Below are 14,664 nucleotides of genomic sequence, written 5' to 3' on the forward strand. Positions count from 1 at the left end.
AACGATTACTGACCTTATTGAACTTTTGTGTACCTGTATGTGTACCTAAAGTCATTTTTTCGGCTCTTCAGACAGCTCATCGGTTGCATGTTCGAGACGTTCAAATACGGGTTGAATCAACGCGTATTCATCGGGATGTTTTTCAAGGAATGTCTGAATCTTTTCAAGGTTGTCGTCGAAGATTTGCTTTTGGTCAGAGGTTATGGCCTCGATATTTGTGGAATTAGCAAGTGCGTTTAGCAACTCTTCAATGGGTTGTTCGTTCATGCTGGCTGTGTCGACTTCAACGGTTTCGATTATGTCGCCGTCGCGATTCGCAATGCTCGCCATGTCAATGTTACCGGTTTCCAAAAGCAGACGTAAGGTTTCGGGAATCTGCTGCATGGCCTTGTCGTGGTATGCGGGATCGGTCCAGCGCCCGCTCCCGTTGGTTTCGACCTGGCGTATGTAACGCATGACAATACCGGAGAGGGAAAGGGTCGGAGGAACGGCAAGGGCAATGAGCCGAGTATGGAATCCTGCCTGATGAAAGTCACGCAGCGTCTTGGCGTTGGAATCCGGATGATTGAAAGTCGTTTCGATGATAGTGTTTACGTGCCGGTGTCTCAAATAATCAAGGGACATGCCAACCCAAGCACCTGAAGCCTGACTCGTGGCCGAGGGCATCAGCAAAGGGTCAGTGTCCATCAGCTGGTCGTAGTCAGGATGATGAGTTCTTAAATCATCACCGTTTATCTCTATCGCGTTGTTCGCAGATGCTATGCTCGCGATGGCTTTGGTCTTCCCGGCTCCGGGCTGGGCACCGACCATAAACAAAACAGGCTGTTCAATTCTGGTCCTGCCTGCAATTTCTGAATCGAGAATGGGCGCTATTTCTGTATCGAAAATAGCTTGCAGGGTTGTGTCAGAGAGCATCCTGTTCATCAGACATATGCAACTTGTCGGTCGGATTTATCGTCGCGTTTACCGGTGAGGCGCATCGCCAGTTCCTCAACCTGCAACAGCACAGATTGATCGTCGCACAGTTGACGCAATTGATTGGTCACATCGAGGACGGACTGCTTGTCGTTCGCATCGATGCCGGATACCCAGCGCCGTACGCCACTGATGTTTTTGAGCAAGGCCTCACGTTGATTCGTGTCAGAGGATTGCTTGAGTCTGCGCGAATACTTTCCGACGAGCCGGTTCGCGGTTTCACGCATGGTGTCGTAAATCATGGGATCGTATGTCTCGGTACTCATTTCGCCTCCACCTTCATCCGATGAGTTGTCGTGCTATTGAATTCTAGGCTATCACTTTTGCGTCTCAACCAATTGTTGTGAAAGCAAAAACTTCCGTATCTTCATTTATCGTCTGGCTGTGTATTAAACCGAGGTAAGTTCTCTGCTATGATTCGTCAGTTGTTGGGAAGGAGATAACCCATGAAGGACTACAGGGCAAAAGGCGGAGTCGAAGTCACCGACGAGATGATCGACCAGTGGGACAGGGACGCCGATAACGGTGTCTACCATGGCACTCCCGGCAAGTTGATTGTCAACAAGCCGCTTGGTCGTCCGCCACTGTATGAGGAGCCGATGGTTCCGGTGACGTTCCGTATGCCGGGCAGCGAGCCGGAGGCGCTTCGCAAGGCCGCAGAGAAGCGTGGCGTGAGTTTTGCCGATTTCATGCGCGAAGCCTGCCACAGGGAGCTTGGACGGCAAAGCGCATAAGAGAACATAAAAAGGTTTCCGGTAAAATCCCGAAAACCCATATCGTGGAGCTGATGGTAATCGAAACCACGACCTCTTCGATGCGAACGAAGCGCTCTACCAACTGAGCTACAGCCCCATGTTGCCTAAGTTCATCGCTCAAGACAACGTTACATATTCTAGTACAACCCAGTCCCAAGTACAATCCGGCGGGTTGCTGTTGCGCTGTGGTGGGTTTGCCGCGCGCTGTGGTGGGATGGGAAAGAATCGCGCCCAGTCGTCGAACAGAATCTTCGTTGTCCAACAATCGGGCGTAATCCAAGACTGTGATCCATCCCCCAAACCGGGACCAATCCCAAATCGGGGTGCAGTCCAAGCCGAGGTCCACTCCAAAACCGTGGTGCGGCCCAAAACCGTGGTGCGGCCCAAAAACCGGGGGTTTTTAAATCTTGGGCTTTGGTTGCGGCTACGCCTATGTGAGCGGTAACATAGATGCTGTAAGCTTGAAATATCAATAAAGATGGATGATTGCCGGTGACGTGGAAGTCACGTCTGTGGCGATTGTGATTGAAAGGAGCATTCAATGACTACGTTGGATGATTTCGAGCCCGAGGTCCGCGCCGAGGTCAAGCAGGTGCGCGAGGTCGTCGCCACGCTGCATGAGCAGCTTTTGAAGTGGAACCTGGTGGTATGGACGGCGGGCAATGTCTCACAGCGCTTGCGCACGGCCGATTTGATGGTCATCAAGCCCAGCGGCATGCGCTATGAGAGCCTGACGCCGGAATCGATGGTGGTCTGCGATCTGAACGGCGACCCGGTTGACGGCCTGGCCGCGCCGAGCTCCGATACCAAGTCGCACGCGTATATCTATCGCAATATGTCTGACGTTTACGGTGTGGTGCATACGCATTCCACGTACGCTACGGCTTGGGCGGCCACCGGCCAGAACATCCCGTGCGGTCTGACGATGATGGGCGACGAGTTCGGCGGCCCGGTTCCGGTCGGTCCGTTCGAGCTGATCGGCTCGGAGGCCATCGGCAAGGGCGTGGTGGATACACTCAAGAAGTATCCGCATTCGCCGGCCGTTTTGATGCAGAACCATGGTCCCTTCACCATCGGCAAGGATGCCGAGGCCGCCGTCAAGGCCGCTGCGATGACCGAAGAGGTGGCGCACACGATGTGGGCCGCCCGCCAGATTGGCGACATCATCCCGATCGCGCAGGAAGACATCGATAAGTTGAACGACCGCTACCAGAACGTCTACGGCCAGCACTGAAAATATAGAGCGGCATCGCCCAGTCAGAGATTTCGACGTACCCTAAGTACGCCTTCATCTCTGGCTGAACGATGCCGCTCTATATTTCCGGGTGAACTGTTAAAGACCTACTGAAGACTCGATGTACTTTTGTACACCTTCACCTTCCGGGGGGGGGTCTTTTGCCGCATGCGTTTTGTCAGTGCTGGTTCGGGGTGCTGTGGCGCGTACCTTCAACTCCGGTTGAACGATGCCGCTCTATACTTCCGGGTGAAATGTTAATGAGCTCTCTGCAGACTCGACGTACTATTTGTGCGCTGTCGTCGAGGGCGACACGATGATGCACCCTATCCTGGACTGACTGATGCCGCACGTGAGTTATGACGGTCGGTAAATATCAGAAATAGCAATTGGGCACTCCCTCAAATATTCAAGGAGATGCCCAATTTATTATTTTCAGCTGTAATCTATCGTCTGTGACTAGTCAGGCGGCAGATGAACTGATATCAATCACATGTCTTCGACGACCAGATAGGTCATATCCAGCGGGCCGTGGACGCCCACGACCAGTACCATCTCGATATCGCCGGTCGATGAGGTGCCGGTGATGAAGTTGATGTTCGAAGTCTTGAGCTTGCCGGATTTCATGGCCGGCTCATAGTAATCCATCGCCTGACGGGTTCTCGGCACGATCTTCGACTTGCGAATGATGCTCAGGTAATGAACCGGCAGGAAGTGGAAGGCGCGGCCCTGGCCAGGCGTGGTCGGGGCGGTAATGGTGCAGGATTCCGCGCACAGGAAGTCGGCGAAACCGATGGCCGCCTCCGAGTGGTTCGCGGTATCGATATTGACCTCGCGGCCAGCACCCGGAATCCAGAAGGAAGGCTTCGGGTCGAGCCCGTCGCGCCAAGCCTCAAGCCCGAACGCCTGATAGTTCTCGTCATAGGTCGGCAGCAACAGTTTGCCGTCGGCCTTGGCAGCGATGAACTTATCGAGCGCCGCAGGCAGTCCGGCCTTGTCGGTCGTTTGGAAATCGACGTGGACGGCAGGAGCGTTCTTGCGCGCGATCTCGAGCAGCTCGTCCTGGGTATGCCCGGAAAGCGTGCTCTCTGGAAGATCGTTGACCGGGGTCATCGGATGGTCTTTGAGCTGATGGCGCGGACGCCCGCTCTTGGCTGCTAGATAATCAAGAAATACTTCGCGATCTGTCATTGCTCAGTCCTTCTTCCCATAGTTGCCGGTGCCGGCTTCCTCGATCGTTCCCAAAGCCACAGGTACGGTCGCGTCGCTCAATGGTGCGGGCTCACTGGTGCCGTACTTTGCGGCCCTACGCGCCGAAACGCTGTTGTCAAACGAGCCGAAGTCCGGGGTATTCGGATTCTCGGCGAGAATCGCGGACTGCTTCTTGTGGAATGCGGCTTCGCCACCTGCGGCCTTCACCTGCTCCTTCTTGCGGTCGTTGAACCACGTGCGGAAGTTCTTGGAATGGGCCGGCGGCTCCGGCAGATCGCGGACCTTGGTCCACCCGCCGAAGACGAACGGCATCCATTCTTCGTGCTTGCCGTTTTCGTCGAGGTTCTTGGCGGTGTCGGGGACGCGCTGCCCGGTGGCCGGGTCCTTGTGGCCCTTCTTGGCGATGGTATTCATCGCAACATGGTCGAAAGTCAGCGCGGTGCGGAAGAGCGAGGAATGGCCGGTACCCATACCGACGACCTTCATCACAGTGTCGGCGATGAGGTCGCCCATATGCTTGTCGTTCATCTCGATCTCGCGGTGCTTCAAGATCATCTCATGCAGCGGGATCTTCACGGGGCAGGTCGCAGTGCAGGCAGAGCAGAGAGAGCAAGCGTACGGCAAATCATGGAACTCGCCATAGTCGCCTTGCAGCAACGGGGAGAGCACAACGCCGATGGGTCCCGGATAGATGGAGCCGTAGCCCTTGCCGCCGATGTTGCGGTAGATCGGGCAGACGTTCAGGCAGGAAGCGCAGCGGATGCACTGCAGAATCGGCTCGAACTCGGTGCCCAGAGCGTTGGAACGCCCGTTGTCGACGATGACCACGTAGAAGTCCTCGGGTCCGTCGGCCTCGTCGGGGAGCTTCGGCGAAACGAAGCTGCAGTAGGAGGTGAGCTTGGAACCGACGGCGGAACGGACCAGCATGTTGTCCATCGTCTCGGCTTCGCGCAGCGTCGGCACGATACGTTCCATACCCATGACGACCACCTGCGTGGGCGCGATGGACATGGAAAGATCGGCGTTGCCTTCATTCGTGACGATGTTGACCATGCCTTGGTCGGCGACGGCGAAGTTGCAGCCGGTGATCGACATGTCGGCCTCAAGGAACCGTTCGCGCAGCACCTTGCGGGAGAAACGCGCCTCGTGCTGTGGGTCGTTGTCGCCGGTGTAGCCGATCTTGCGGAAGAGCTCAAGTACCTGATCGCGGTTCTTGTGCAGGGCCGGGAAGACCAAATGCGACGGCTCATCCCAGTTGTCGAGCTCCAAAATGAACTCGGCCAAGTCGGTTTCGGTTACTTTGACATCGGGGATCTTTAAGAGTGCCTTGTCGAGCCCGATTTCCGAGGTGACCATGGACTTCGGCTTGACGATCTTGTGCGCCTGCTTCTTCTTGACCAGATCGGTGATGAAATCGCGCGCCTCGACGTCGGTCTGCGCGAAGAAGACGTGTCCGCCGCGCTTTTCGACGTTGTCGGCGAATTCCTCCAGGTAGTCGGGCAGGTAACGCACGCACTGCTGGCGAATCTGCTCGCCGAGGTCGCGCCAGCCTTCCCAGTTGCCGAGTTCGGCACGTGCGGTCTCACGCTTGACCCACTGCGCGTCCTGCGCGTTGGAGATGGCTTTGTGTGCGAACTTGTCCTTCTCGTTGATCTTGACGCGGGTCACGAAATTGGGATCGCCGTATTGCAGCATGGTACCGGTCTTCTTGCCGGTACGCTTGAACAGGGTGTCGTCCATTTGGGTGTTGCTCATACCAATGCCTCCTCATGTGCGTTGGAATGTTGCAAAGTCTGTTGGTCGATTGCCTTGCGCTGTTCGGCGTCGACATACTTCACGCGGCTCATGTCGACGTTGCTGTTGAGCACTTCCGCCAGATGCATGATGGTGATCTTCTTGCCCAAGCGGTTGAAACGCCCGCCGATGTTCATCAAACAGCCGGGATCGCAGGAAATCAGGACCTGCGCGCCGGTGCTTTGCACGTCCGCGACCTTCTCGTTGACCATTTCCTGGGAGACTTCAGGCATCTTCATGGAGAACATGCCGCCGAAACCGCAGCAGTTTTCGATATGCGGCAGTTCCTGGACCTTGAGGCCCTTGACGTGGTCCATAAGAATATAAGGACTTTCGCGCTCGCCGAGCAGGCGGGTCATATGGCAGGAGCGGTGGTAGGTCGCCACCGCGTCCAGTTCGGCGCCGGCGTCGAGCACGCCGAGCACACGATAGAGGAACTGCGAGAACTCATAGGTCTTGTTGGCCATTTCATGGGCCTTGGCCTTGTATGCGTCATCGCCCTTGGGCAGGTGGAACTGCAGTTCCTTCAGCATATTGACGCAGGAACCGGCGGGCCCGACGATGTAATCGGCGTCGACGCTCATCAGGGCGTCGATTTCGTTGTGCATCACTTTGGTGGATTCCTTGACATATCCGCTGTTGAACGTGATCTGCCCACAGCAGATCTGTTGCATCGGCATGTAGGTTTCGCAGCCGAACCTTTCCAGAACTTCAACCATGGCTTTCCCGACATTGGGAAATATCAGGTCGACCAGGCAGGTGGAGAAAATCACTACCTTCATCTTGACTCCTTCGAGTTGGCCTTAGATGTTATTGCTATAGGCTTGTATCGATGGCTTCTTTGCGCGTATATATCTAACGTTCAATGCTCCATCAAAAGTAACCCTCAACATATAACGATATATGGAAGAAATTATGAAAAGCCGAGATTTACTATAAAAGGAGAAATGTCAATGTGAGTTTGCTCACATTTTTTGTTTAAACTAGTTATTTATTAACATCTTTGTTGCAATAAAGTGTTTGGTAATGCTTGCAAAATAAAGGAATTACAAGATTTGACGATTATACGCCCGGTCTGTAAATTTATTGTATTGCGGCATTTTGAGAACATTTAAATTAGTCGTTTACATTATTTTGTTGGTTTTAGACAATAAATTTGCCTATTGCCAACTGGCAAAAAATGAGTGACTGTTGAAATAATAATAACGTTTGACATTTATTTTGCGGCACAGCGTTGTCTTAATTGGGGTGAAATTGGTGTTTGGTTTTATCGCCTCAGTCGGCGATTTCGCTTTCTTCAACCGCCGAGGTTTCTTCAACTGTCGTGGCGCTTTTCTTCTTGCCGAACTTGGCCTTTGCCAGCCCGATGATGGTGGGCAGCAGCGAGATGACGAGGATGGCGACGATCACCAACTCGAAATTCTTCTGGACAATCGGAATGCCGCCGAAGAAATAGCCGAGCAGGGTGAAGAGCGTCGACCAGGTGAGCCCGCCGAGCATCGAGAACGGTGTGAAGCGGCGCCAGTGCATGCCCGAAAGTCCGGAAATGAACGGCATGAACGTGCGGATGAACGGGAAGAAACGGCCGAGGAAGACGGCCAGCGGACCCCATTTGTCGATCATGGCTTCGGTTTTGGCAAGACGCTCCGGGGTCATGGCCTTGACCTTGCCGCTTTCGATGATCTTGCGGCCGAAGAAATGACCGATGAAGTAGTTGCACTGGTCTCCGATGATGGGTGCGCTCCAGACAATCGGCAGCAGCGCGATCAAAGGAAGTGCGGATTTTCCGGTCACGGCGTCGGGGGCGGCGAAGAAGCCGGCCGCGAAGAGCAGCGAGTCGCCTGGCAGGAACGGGAAGAAGACCACGCCGGTCTCGATGAAGACGATCAGGAAGATGAAGCCGAGTGTCGGCGCCACCCCCATCGAGATCCAGCCGGCGATGATGGTGCGTGGGTCTTTCAGAAGCTCAATGAGGAAGTGAATGAAACCCATGGTGTCCCGTCTGTCGTACTAAAAAATCCCGGTGGTAAAGTCGTCGGTCAAAGGTGCTTTGGCCTCTGCCTGCGCTGTGCGCGGCCTCAGCCGTGTCAATGAATCGCCTGAACCGCAAGCTCTGTGGGCGGATTGCGCGTATTAAACGCTCGATTTTGTCCAACTGCTCCACTGTACCAGCATCATTCTGGCAATTGGCTGTCAAGTGCCTGACATCCACATGAATCTGCACAAAATTGTTGCGTATGGCAAAACTGGGTTGCCCATTTCCTGGTTGTAAGCCAAAAATGTTGTTTCTGATTGGGTTTTGCTCTTGCGGGAGGAAAGGCTTCGCATTTATTTTTCCTTGGAAAGTTTAAGGGGATTGCTCGGTGGTCCTGAGCGGCGAGAGAACGAGATGAACCAAGACACAGCGCAGCCTGATGGGATGGGAAGATGACGCGGTACGGGAGGAGCGAATCCGCAAAAAGCTTCAACGATGCTGAATTGACAAATCAACGATAAGAGGTCTAGCATAGTCACTAGCTTCGAAACGTTTCGATAAAGTTTTCGGAACGTTGAAAGACGGACTAAGGGGAAAGTTCGGCGCTACGTGCACGGTAAAGGAGGCGACACATGGCTGGTATCAAAGACGTTGCAAAGACTGCAGGGGTTTCCGTTTCCACCGTTTCCTACGTGCTTTCGGGCAAGCGGCCCATCTCTTCGAAAACCACTGACAAGGTCCTGAAGGCCATCGAGGAGCTCGGCTACATTCCTGACGCCAGCGCGCAGAAGATGCGCGGGCAGCTCAACCACATCATCGCCATCAGCGAACCGATGCACGAGGGCATGAACCAGATGCAATACAGTGCCTACTTCATGCAGTCCGCCTGGCAGGCCAGAAGCGCCGGTTACGATGTGCTGCTGCTTACCGGACCCGATGCCGTGGCCGACATCGAGCGGGTGACGCACAGCAATCTCGTCGACGGTGTGCTTCTGCTCGACGTGGAGGAACGGGATGCGCGGGTGGCTGCCGCCGCCCGATACCGCAAGCCTTGCGTGGCCATCGGGTTGCCGAAAAGCCATAAGGATTGCGCCTGCATCGACATCGATTTCGCCAAAATGGGTCGGCGTAGCGCCGATAGGCTTTTTGCGTTGGGGCATCGTCAGGTGGCTTTGCTGCGGGCCCAGGAAATCGACTACGAGCGCCATGCCGGTTATGTGCTGCTCTTCCGTGAAGAATTCCTCGCCCGCGCAGACGAGATCGGGCTTGATGTCTTCGAATCAGGACCCGTCGATAACGCGACGTTCGATGCCAGAAGATTCGTGTCCGACATGCTTTCGCGAAATCCGCGCCCGACGGCTTTGGTCAGTCAGTCCGGAGTCAGTATCCTCAACCTGACGGTCACCGCTTTGATGGCTGCTGGCTTGAAGATTCCCGAGGATATTTCGGTGCTTTCCTGCGGGACGTTCCTGCGTGACGAACCGATGCGCCGGCCGGTCAGCGAAGAGCCGTTCGAACCGGAACGGCTCTGCGCGATCGCCATGGGCTCGTTGATCTCCTCGATCGAAAAACGTCAGAGCATTGCCGGGGAAGTGACGCTGATCGATCCGAAATTCATTGATCGAGGTTCGCTTGCTTCTGCCCCGCGAAACGTGGGTTCCGGTGACGGTGGTTTTTCCGTTTCCGCATCCTTTGGCGGCCGGCAGGCAGATCTGGCACAGGCTGATTCTGCTCAGGCGGACGTCGAAACTTCAGCTTCGGAATCAATCGCTTCTGCTAGCCAAAGCAGAAACCTGGAAGGGGAACCCATGGATTGAATCAACGGCAAACATTGAGTTGCGTGAAGGATTGGTGGCTTCGGTTGGTCAGACTTTCAGCGATGAGAGCTTGAATGACGCGTGGCTTTGATTCTGCCTTTCAATGAAGCAAGGAAACTACACAAAAATAGTGCTTGGTTCATTGTCCCGTAAATCGAAACGTTTCGATTATAAGTTGCATAATTCCATTCATCTGGATATTTCAAGGAGGAAAGATGAAGATAAGGAAGATTGTCGCGACAGCGCTCGCGGCGGTGCTCTCGTTGACGGCGCTTTCGGCCTGCGGGTCGAGTAACGCCCAGGACGATGCGCATCCGCAAAGCATTTCGTTCTGGTACTATGACCTGCCAACCGCGGCCCAGACCGAGGCCTGGAAGAAGGCGGCAGACCAGTTCACCAAACAAACCGGCGTCAAGGTGAGATTCGAGGTCAAGTCGTTCACGCAGATCGCGCAGAACTCCAGCCAGTTCCTCGACTCGAACCAGGCCCCGGACATCATGGAATCCAACCGAGGCAATGGGTCGGCCGGCATGCTTTCCTCGATGGAGCTCCTGAGCGATCTGAAGCCATACGTCAAGAAATACGGTTGGGACAAGAAGATCACCAAGGCCGATGCCTCGATCGCCAAGTACGATGCGATGGGCATCATGGACGGCACCAAGTGGGTCGGCCTGCCCAGCTACGCCGAATACCAGCGTGTGTATTACAACAAGACGATGTTCGACAAATACGGCATCAAGATTCCCACCACGATGGCCGAGTTCGAGCAGGCGTGCAAGCAGTTCAAATCGCACGGCATCACCCCGATCGCCGCCGACGCCCAGGAATATGGCGTGATGTGGCTCTGGTGGTCTCTTGTGGGCACGAAGGCCGACAAGAAATTCATCGCCGACTGGCAGATGTACAAGCACGATGTCAACTGGAACGCCGAACCGCTGACCTACGCCACCAACACCATCAACGATTGGGTCAAGGAAGGCTATATCTCCCGCAGCGCCACCGGTCTCAAGGCCGAAGACACCACGAACTCCTTCATCAAAGGCAAGGAATATCCGATTTACCAGACCGGGACGTGGAACCAAAGCCGTTTCATCGACCAGGTCAAGAACTTCGAATGGACCGCCGCCGCGCTGCCGGGCACCAAGATGCTGCAGGGCTGCACGGGCAATCTGCTGACCATCCCCACCAAATCGCATCATAAGGACCTTGCCGCAAAGTTGCTCAACAACGTGCTCTCCGTGGAGAACCAGGACGGCATCGGCAACGCAGGCGGCATCCCGCTTGCAGCCGATATGAGCAAGATCACCAACGTGAAGAACCAGGAGATGATCAAGGAGTATTCGCAATATTCCAAGAAGGGCGACCTCTCCTACTACCCGGATTATCCGGCCTCGAACCTGACTGACGACATCTCCGCGCAGTTCCAGGAGCTCGTCAACGGCACCGAGACGCCCAAGCAGGTGCTCGACTCGCTTCACAAGTCCTACGACACCGGTGTGGTCGACATGGGCTTCAAGGACTGAGCGGCGTTTGCCGTTTCTTCCTTTGGATTCGTTCCGTACCGATCATCTCAATCATCAATTCATCGTTTCATTACTTCCAAGGAGGTTGTAATGCAAAAAGACAAAGCCAAGAGGCCCGCGATGTCGCGCCTTCCCGGCAATAAATCCTCGAAATTCGTTCCCTACCTCATTCCCGGCATACTCGGGCTTGCAGTCATCATCATCGTGCCGTTCCTATGGAACGTCTGCCTGAGCTTCACGCGTTGGCGTGGTGTCGGGCCGATGAAGTTCATCGGGACCAAGAACTGGATCCGGCTGATGGCCGACGCCACGTTCTGGAAATCGTTCCTCAACTCGTTCTGGATCATCGTCGCCATCGTGGTCATCCCGACCATTCTCGGCCTGCTTATCTCCTCGGTGCTGACTGACGTCATCCAGAAGAAATTCGGCTCCAAGACGGCCTCGTTCATCCGCGCGCTCTACTATCTTCCCCAGCTGTTGCCGGTCGCTGTGGCCGCCATCATCATGGGCTGGATCTTCCGCCCGGACGACGGCGCGATCAACGCGCTCATCGCCAAGTTCACCAGCGGCTCGGTCGCCATCAACTGGCTCGGCAATCCGAAACTGGCCCTGCCAAGCCTGATGTTCATCCTCATCTGGATTCAGCTGGGCTATCCGATTGTCATCTTCATGTCCGGCCTGCAGCGCGTGGACCCCGAGCTTTACGAAGCCGCCGGACTTGACGGCGCGAACTGGTGGCAGAAGTTCCGCGTGGTCACCCTGCCGTCGATCATGCCGGAGCTGATGGTCGTCATCCTCACCGCCACCATCGGCGCGCTGAAGACCTTCGGCCCGGTCTATCTGCTGACCAAAGGCGGCCCCGGCACTACAACGATCGTGCCGTCCTATTATTCCTACAACCAATTCTTCCAAATCCATCAGGTCGGCTACGGCGCCGCCATCTCGACTTCGCTGACCTTGGTCATCATCGTGTTCTCCGTGGTGTTCACGATTTTCCAGGGCCATGTCGAGAAGAACATGGACGACTGAGGGGAGTGCAACATGTCTGAAGCAACAATATCGGCAGCCGCTATGGGCGGTGCCCAATCAAGCGTCAAGTCAAGGGCCATCAAAACCGTGCGGCGCAATGCGCGCAACGCGAGTAACTCGCAGATGGCGCAGGCCGGCGTCGCCGCAACGGAAAGTAATGCAAAAGCCTCTGTGGTCGAGCAAGGCAGTGAGGCGAAAACCGCGCAGGTCAATCACAAGGCCAAGCACATCAGGTCGTGGGGCGATTGGATGGCGCTGATCCTTCTGATTGTGGGTGCATTGATCATGCTCTTCCCGATCATCATCCTGACGATGAACGCCTTCAAGACCATCGGCGACTACAACGCCACCGGTCCGCTTTCCCTGCCGGCGCACCCCACGATGAGCGGCATCGTCGGCTTCTGGAAGATGAGCGATTTTCCAGTGAAGCTGGGCAACTCCCTGCTCATCTCGCTGATCGTCGCGGTGCTGGGCGTGGTGCTTTCCGTGCTCAACTCCTTCGCGTTGGGCATCGGCAAGGTCAAGGGCAACCGCTGGATCGTGCTGATCATCATGCTCGCCAACATGATGCCGCAGGAAGCGCTGCTCTTCCCGCTCTATACGATGTTCAAGCACATCGGCCTCTACAACACGCAATGGGCGATCGTCGTCATCTTCACCATCATCCAGAGCGCGTACGGCACTTACCTGCTCTCCTCGGTCTATGGCACGTTCCCGCAGGCCATTCTCGAAGCGGCCACGCTTGACGGCGCAACCCGTTGGGAGACCCTGCTGAAGGTCGTGCTGCCGATTTCGTGGTCGACCATCAGCGTCCTGTTCGTCTTCTTCTTCGTGTGGACCTGGAACGAATACATGATTCCGATGGCCTTCCTTATGGACGACAACGTGCAGACCGTCCCGCTGGCGCTCGCCACCCTGCAGGGCCAGCACACGATGGACGCGACCACCTTGGCCGCAGCGTCGCTCTTGAGCATCATCCCGACCATCATCTTCTTCATCCTCTTCCAGCGCAAGCTCAACCAGGGCATTGTCGCCGGCGCGGTGAAGTAAACGAGGCCAATAAAGAAGACGCAATTAATAAACAGATATATATGACGACGGTTATGTAAATTCGCGTCGTTGGATTCGGCGGGGCGAATTTGCATAACCTTAGCGATAATGTTGAATAAAATATGAAAGGCAGGGATCAATGAACGGTGTGAACGCAGGAATAAATGAGAGTATCCCGAGTTTTGGCATCGGCATGATGGACGGGCTGGCGACGGCCTCGCGCGGGCGCTCTCGCTGCGTCAACGCGGAGAACCCGACCGGGGGCAAAGGCGTTGCGGCGATGAGCGCGAGCGATCTCGGCCCCTCGCGCAAGGGAACTCCCTGCCTCGGCGCCGTTCCGGCCGGCGAATCCGTGACGCTGATGGACGTTGACGGCCCCGGCGTCATCCGCCATATCTGGATGACCGTAACCGATAAAACTTCTCCCACCGGACCGAACGTCCTGCGCAACCTCATCCTCGAATTCTATTGGGACGGCGAGGAAAGCCCGTCGGTTGTCTGCCCGATCGGCGACTTCTTCTGCTGTGGCCATGCGCAGGATTGCCGCGTCAATTCCATGCCCATCATGGTCGCGCCCAACCGTGGCTTCAACTGCTACTTCGCCATGCCGTTCGAACATGCGAAAATCGTGTTGCGCAGCGACCACAACGAGGACGTTCCGGCGTTTTTCTACCAAATCGATTACACCGAATACGACGCGCTGCCGGCCGACGCGATGCGTTTCCACGCCCAGTGGCGCCGCGAACGGGTCACCAAGGAGCAGCAGGATTACACCATTCTCGACGGCGTGCGCGGTCAAGGCACCTACGTCGGCACCTACCTGGCGTTGACGGCGCTGGAAAGCCGCTGGTGGGGCGAGGGCGAGATGAAGTTCTACCTGGACGGCGACAGCGATTATCCGACCGTCACCAGCACCGGCACCGAGGACTATTTCGGCGGGGCCTGGAGCTTCGCCGCTTTCGATGAAAACCATCACATGCGCGAGCAGACCTATTGCGCTCCGTTCGTAGGCTTCCCGTTCCGTTCGCAAAGCCTCGGCGACCGGGAAAGCGATTACTGGGACAAATCCACGCCGGTGACCCGTGGTCTCTACCGTTGGCATATTCCCGACCCGATTTATTTCGAGGACAACCTGCGTGTGACCGTCCAGCAGATCGGCAGCCAGGAAGCCGGGCTTTTCGAGCGTTCCGACGACGTGGCCAGCGTCGCTTATTGGTACCAGCGCGAGCCGCATACCCCCTTCCCGCCTATCGGTGACCGTCATTTCCGTCAGCCGAGGTGAGGCTGCGAGGAATAAAAG

The 14,664-nt window shown here is 55.8% G+C and carries 13 protein-coding genes and 1 tRNA gene; 7 read left to right on the forward strand and 7 right to left on the reverse strand.

Annotated elements, in window-relative coordinates; genetic code table 11:
- Positions 1-51: 51 nt before the first annotated feature.
- Both OZX67_RS00930 and OZX67_RS00935 read right to left on the reverse strand, forming a co-directional pair.
- Complete coding sequence (locus tag OZX67_RS00930) at positions 52-924, reverse strand: zeta toxin family protein (protein ID WP_277143292.1); 873 nt, start codon at positions 922-924, stop codon at positions 52-54.
- Positions 924-1,241, reverse strand: coding sequence for a hypothetical protein (locus OZX67_RS00935; protein WP_277143294.1), 318 nt, complete (start codon positions 1,239-1,241; stop codon positions 924-926). The genes OZX67_RS00930 and OZX67_RS00935 overlap by 1 nt, the downstream gene beginning before the upstream one ends.
- A gap of 180 nt (positions 1,242-1,421) precedes the next feature.
- On the opposite strand from OZX67_RS00935, the gene OZX67_RS00940 reads away from it, so the two are divergent.
- On the forward strand, positions 1,422-1,709 hold the full coding sequence (locus OZX67_RS00940) for a CopG family transcriptional regulator (protein ID WP_277143296.1): 288 nt from the start codon (positions 1,422-1,424) through the stop codon (positions 1,707-1,709).
- A gap of 45 nt (positions 1,710-1,754) precedes the next feature.
- Here the strand turns inward: OZX67_RS00940 and OZX67_RS00945 are convergent.
- Positions 1,755-1,827 (reverse strand) — tRNA-Ala (locus OZX67_RS00945).
- 444 nt (positions 1,828-2,271) lie between these two features.
- Between OZX67_RS00945 and OZX67_RS00950 the strand changes: the two genes are divergently transcribed.
- Complete coding sequence (locus OZX67_RS00950; protein ID WP_277143298.1) at positions 2,272-2,964, forward strand: L-ribulose-5-phosphate 4-epimerase; 693 nt, start codon at positions 2,272-2,274, stop codon at positions 2,962-2,964.
- Between the two features lie 489 nt (positions 2,965-3,453).
- Here OZX67_RS00950 and OZX67_RS00955 read toward each other — a convergent pair whose 3' ends face one another.
- The 4 genes from OZX67_RS00955 to OZX67_RS00970 form a co-directional block, all read right to left on the reverse strand.
- A complete protein-coding gene (locus OZX67_RS00955; protein WP_277143300.1) occupies positions 3,454-4,155 on the reverse strand; it encodes a lactate utilization protein C in 702 nt (233 codons plus the stop codon).
- A 3-nt stretch (positions 4,156-4,158) separates the two neighbouring features.
- The gene (locus tag OZX67_RS00960; RefSeq protein ID WP_277143302.1) at positions 4,159-5,931 is read right to left on the reverse strand and encodes a LutB/LldF family L-lactate oxidation iron-sulfur protein; all 1,773 of its coding nucleotides are present in this window, start codon (positions 5,929-5,931) and stop codon (positions 4,159-4,161) included.
- Complete coding sequence (locus OZX67_RS00965; RefSeq protein ID WP_277143304.1) at positions 5,928-6,752, reverse strand: (Fe-S)-binding protein; 825 nt, start codon at positions 6,750-6,752, stop codon at positions 5,928-5,930. Before OZX67_RS00965 ends, OZX67_RS00960 begins: the two co-directional genes overlap by 4 nt.
- A gap of 493 nt (positions 6,753-7,245) precedes the next feature.
- On the reverse strand, positions 7,246-7,962 hold the full coding sequence (locus OZX67_RS00970) for a VTT domain-containing protein (RefSeq protein WP_277143306.1): 717 nt from the start codon (positions 7,960-7,962) through the stop codon (positions 7,246-7,248).
- Between the two features lie 615 nt (positions 7,963-8,577).
- On the opposite strand from OZX67_RS00970, the gene OZX67_RS00975 reads away from it, so the two are divergent.
- The 5 genes from OZX67_RS00975 to OZX67_RS00995 all read left to right on the forward strand — a co-directional run bounded on the left by OZX67_RS00975 (position 8,578) and on the right by OZX67_RS00995 (position 14,646).
- The gene (locus OZX67_RS00975) at positions 8,578-9,762 is read left to right on the forward strand and encodes a LacI family DNA-binding transcriptional regulator (RefSeq protein WP_277143308.1); all 1,185 of its coding nucleotides are present in this window, start codon (positions 8,578-8,580) and stop codon (positions 9,760-9,762) included.
- 215 nt (positions 9,763-9,977) lie between these two features.
- Positions 9,978-11,285 carry an ABC transporter substrate-binding protein gene (locus OZX67_RS00980; protein WP_277143310.1) on the forward strand — a complete coding sequence of 436 codons (1,308 nt, stop codon included), beginning with the start codon at positions 9,978-9,980 and terminating at the stop codon, positions 11,283-11,285.
- Between the two features lie 90 nt (positions 11,286-11,375).
- Complete coding sequence (locus OZX67_RS00985; protein ID WP_277143312.1) at positions 11,376-12,314, forward strand: sugar ABC transporter permease; 939 nt, start codon at positions 11,376-11,378, stop codon at positions 12,312-12,314.
- A gap of 12 nt (positions 12,315-12,326) precedes the next feature.
- The gene (locus OZX67_RS00990; protein ID WP_277143314.1) at positions 12,327-13,364 is read left to right on the forward strand and encodes a carbohydrate ABC transporter permease; all 1,038 of its coding nucleotides are present in this window, start codon (positions 12,327-12,329) and stop codon (positions 13,362-13,364) included.
- 139 nt (positions 13,365-13,503) lie between these two features.
- The gene (locus tag OZX67_RS00995; protein ID WP_277143316.1) at positions 13,504-14,646 is read left to right on the forward strand and encodes a glycoside hydrolase family 172 protein; all 1,143 of its coding nucleotides are present in this window, start codon (positions 13,504-13,506) and stop codon (positions 14,644-14,646) included.
- Positions 14,647-14,664: the final 18 nt, after the last annotated feature.

Origin of the sequence: Bifidobacterium sp. ESL0728 (genome assembly GCF_029392015.1) — a bacterium.
GTDB lineage: Bacteria > Actinomycetota > Actinomycetes > Actinomycetales > Bifidobacteriaceae > Bifidobacterium.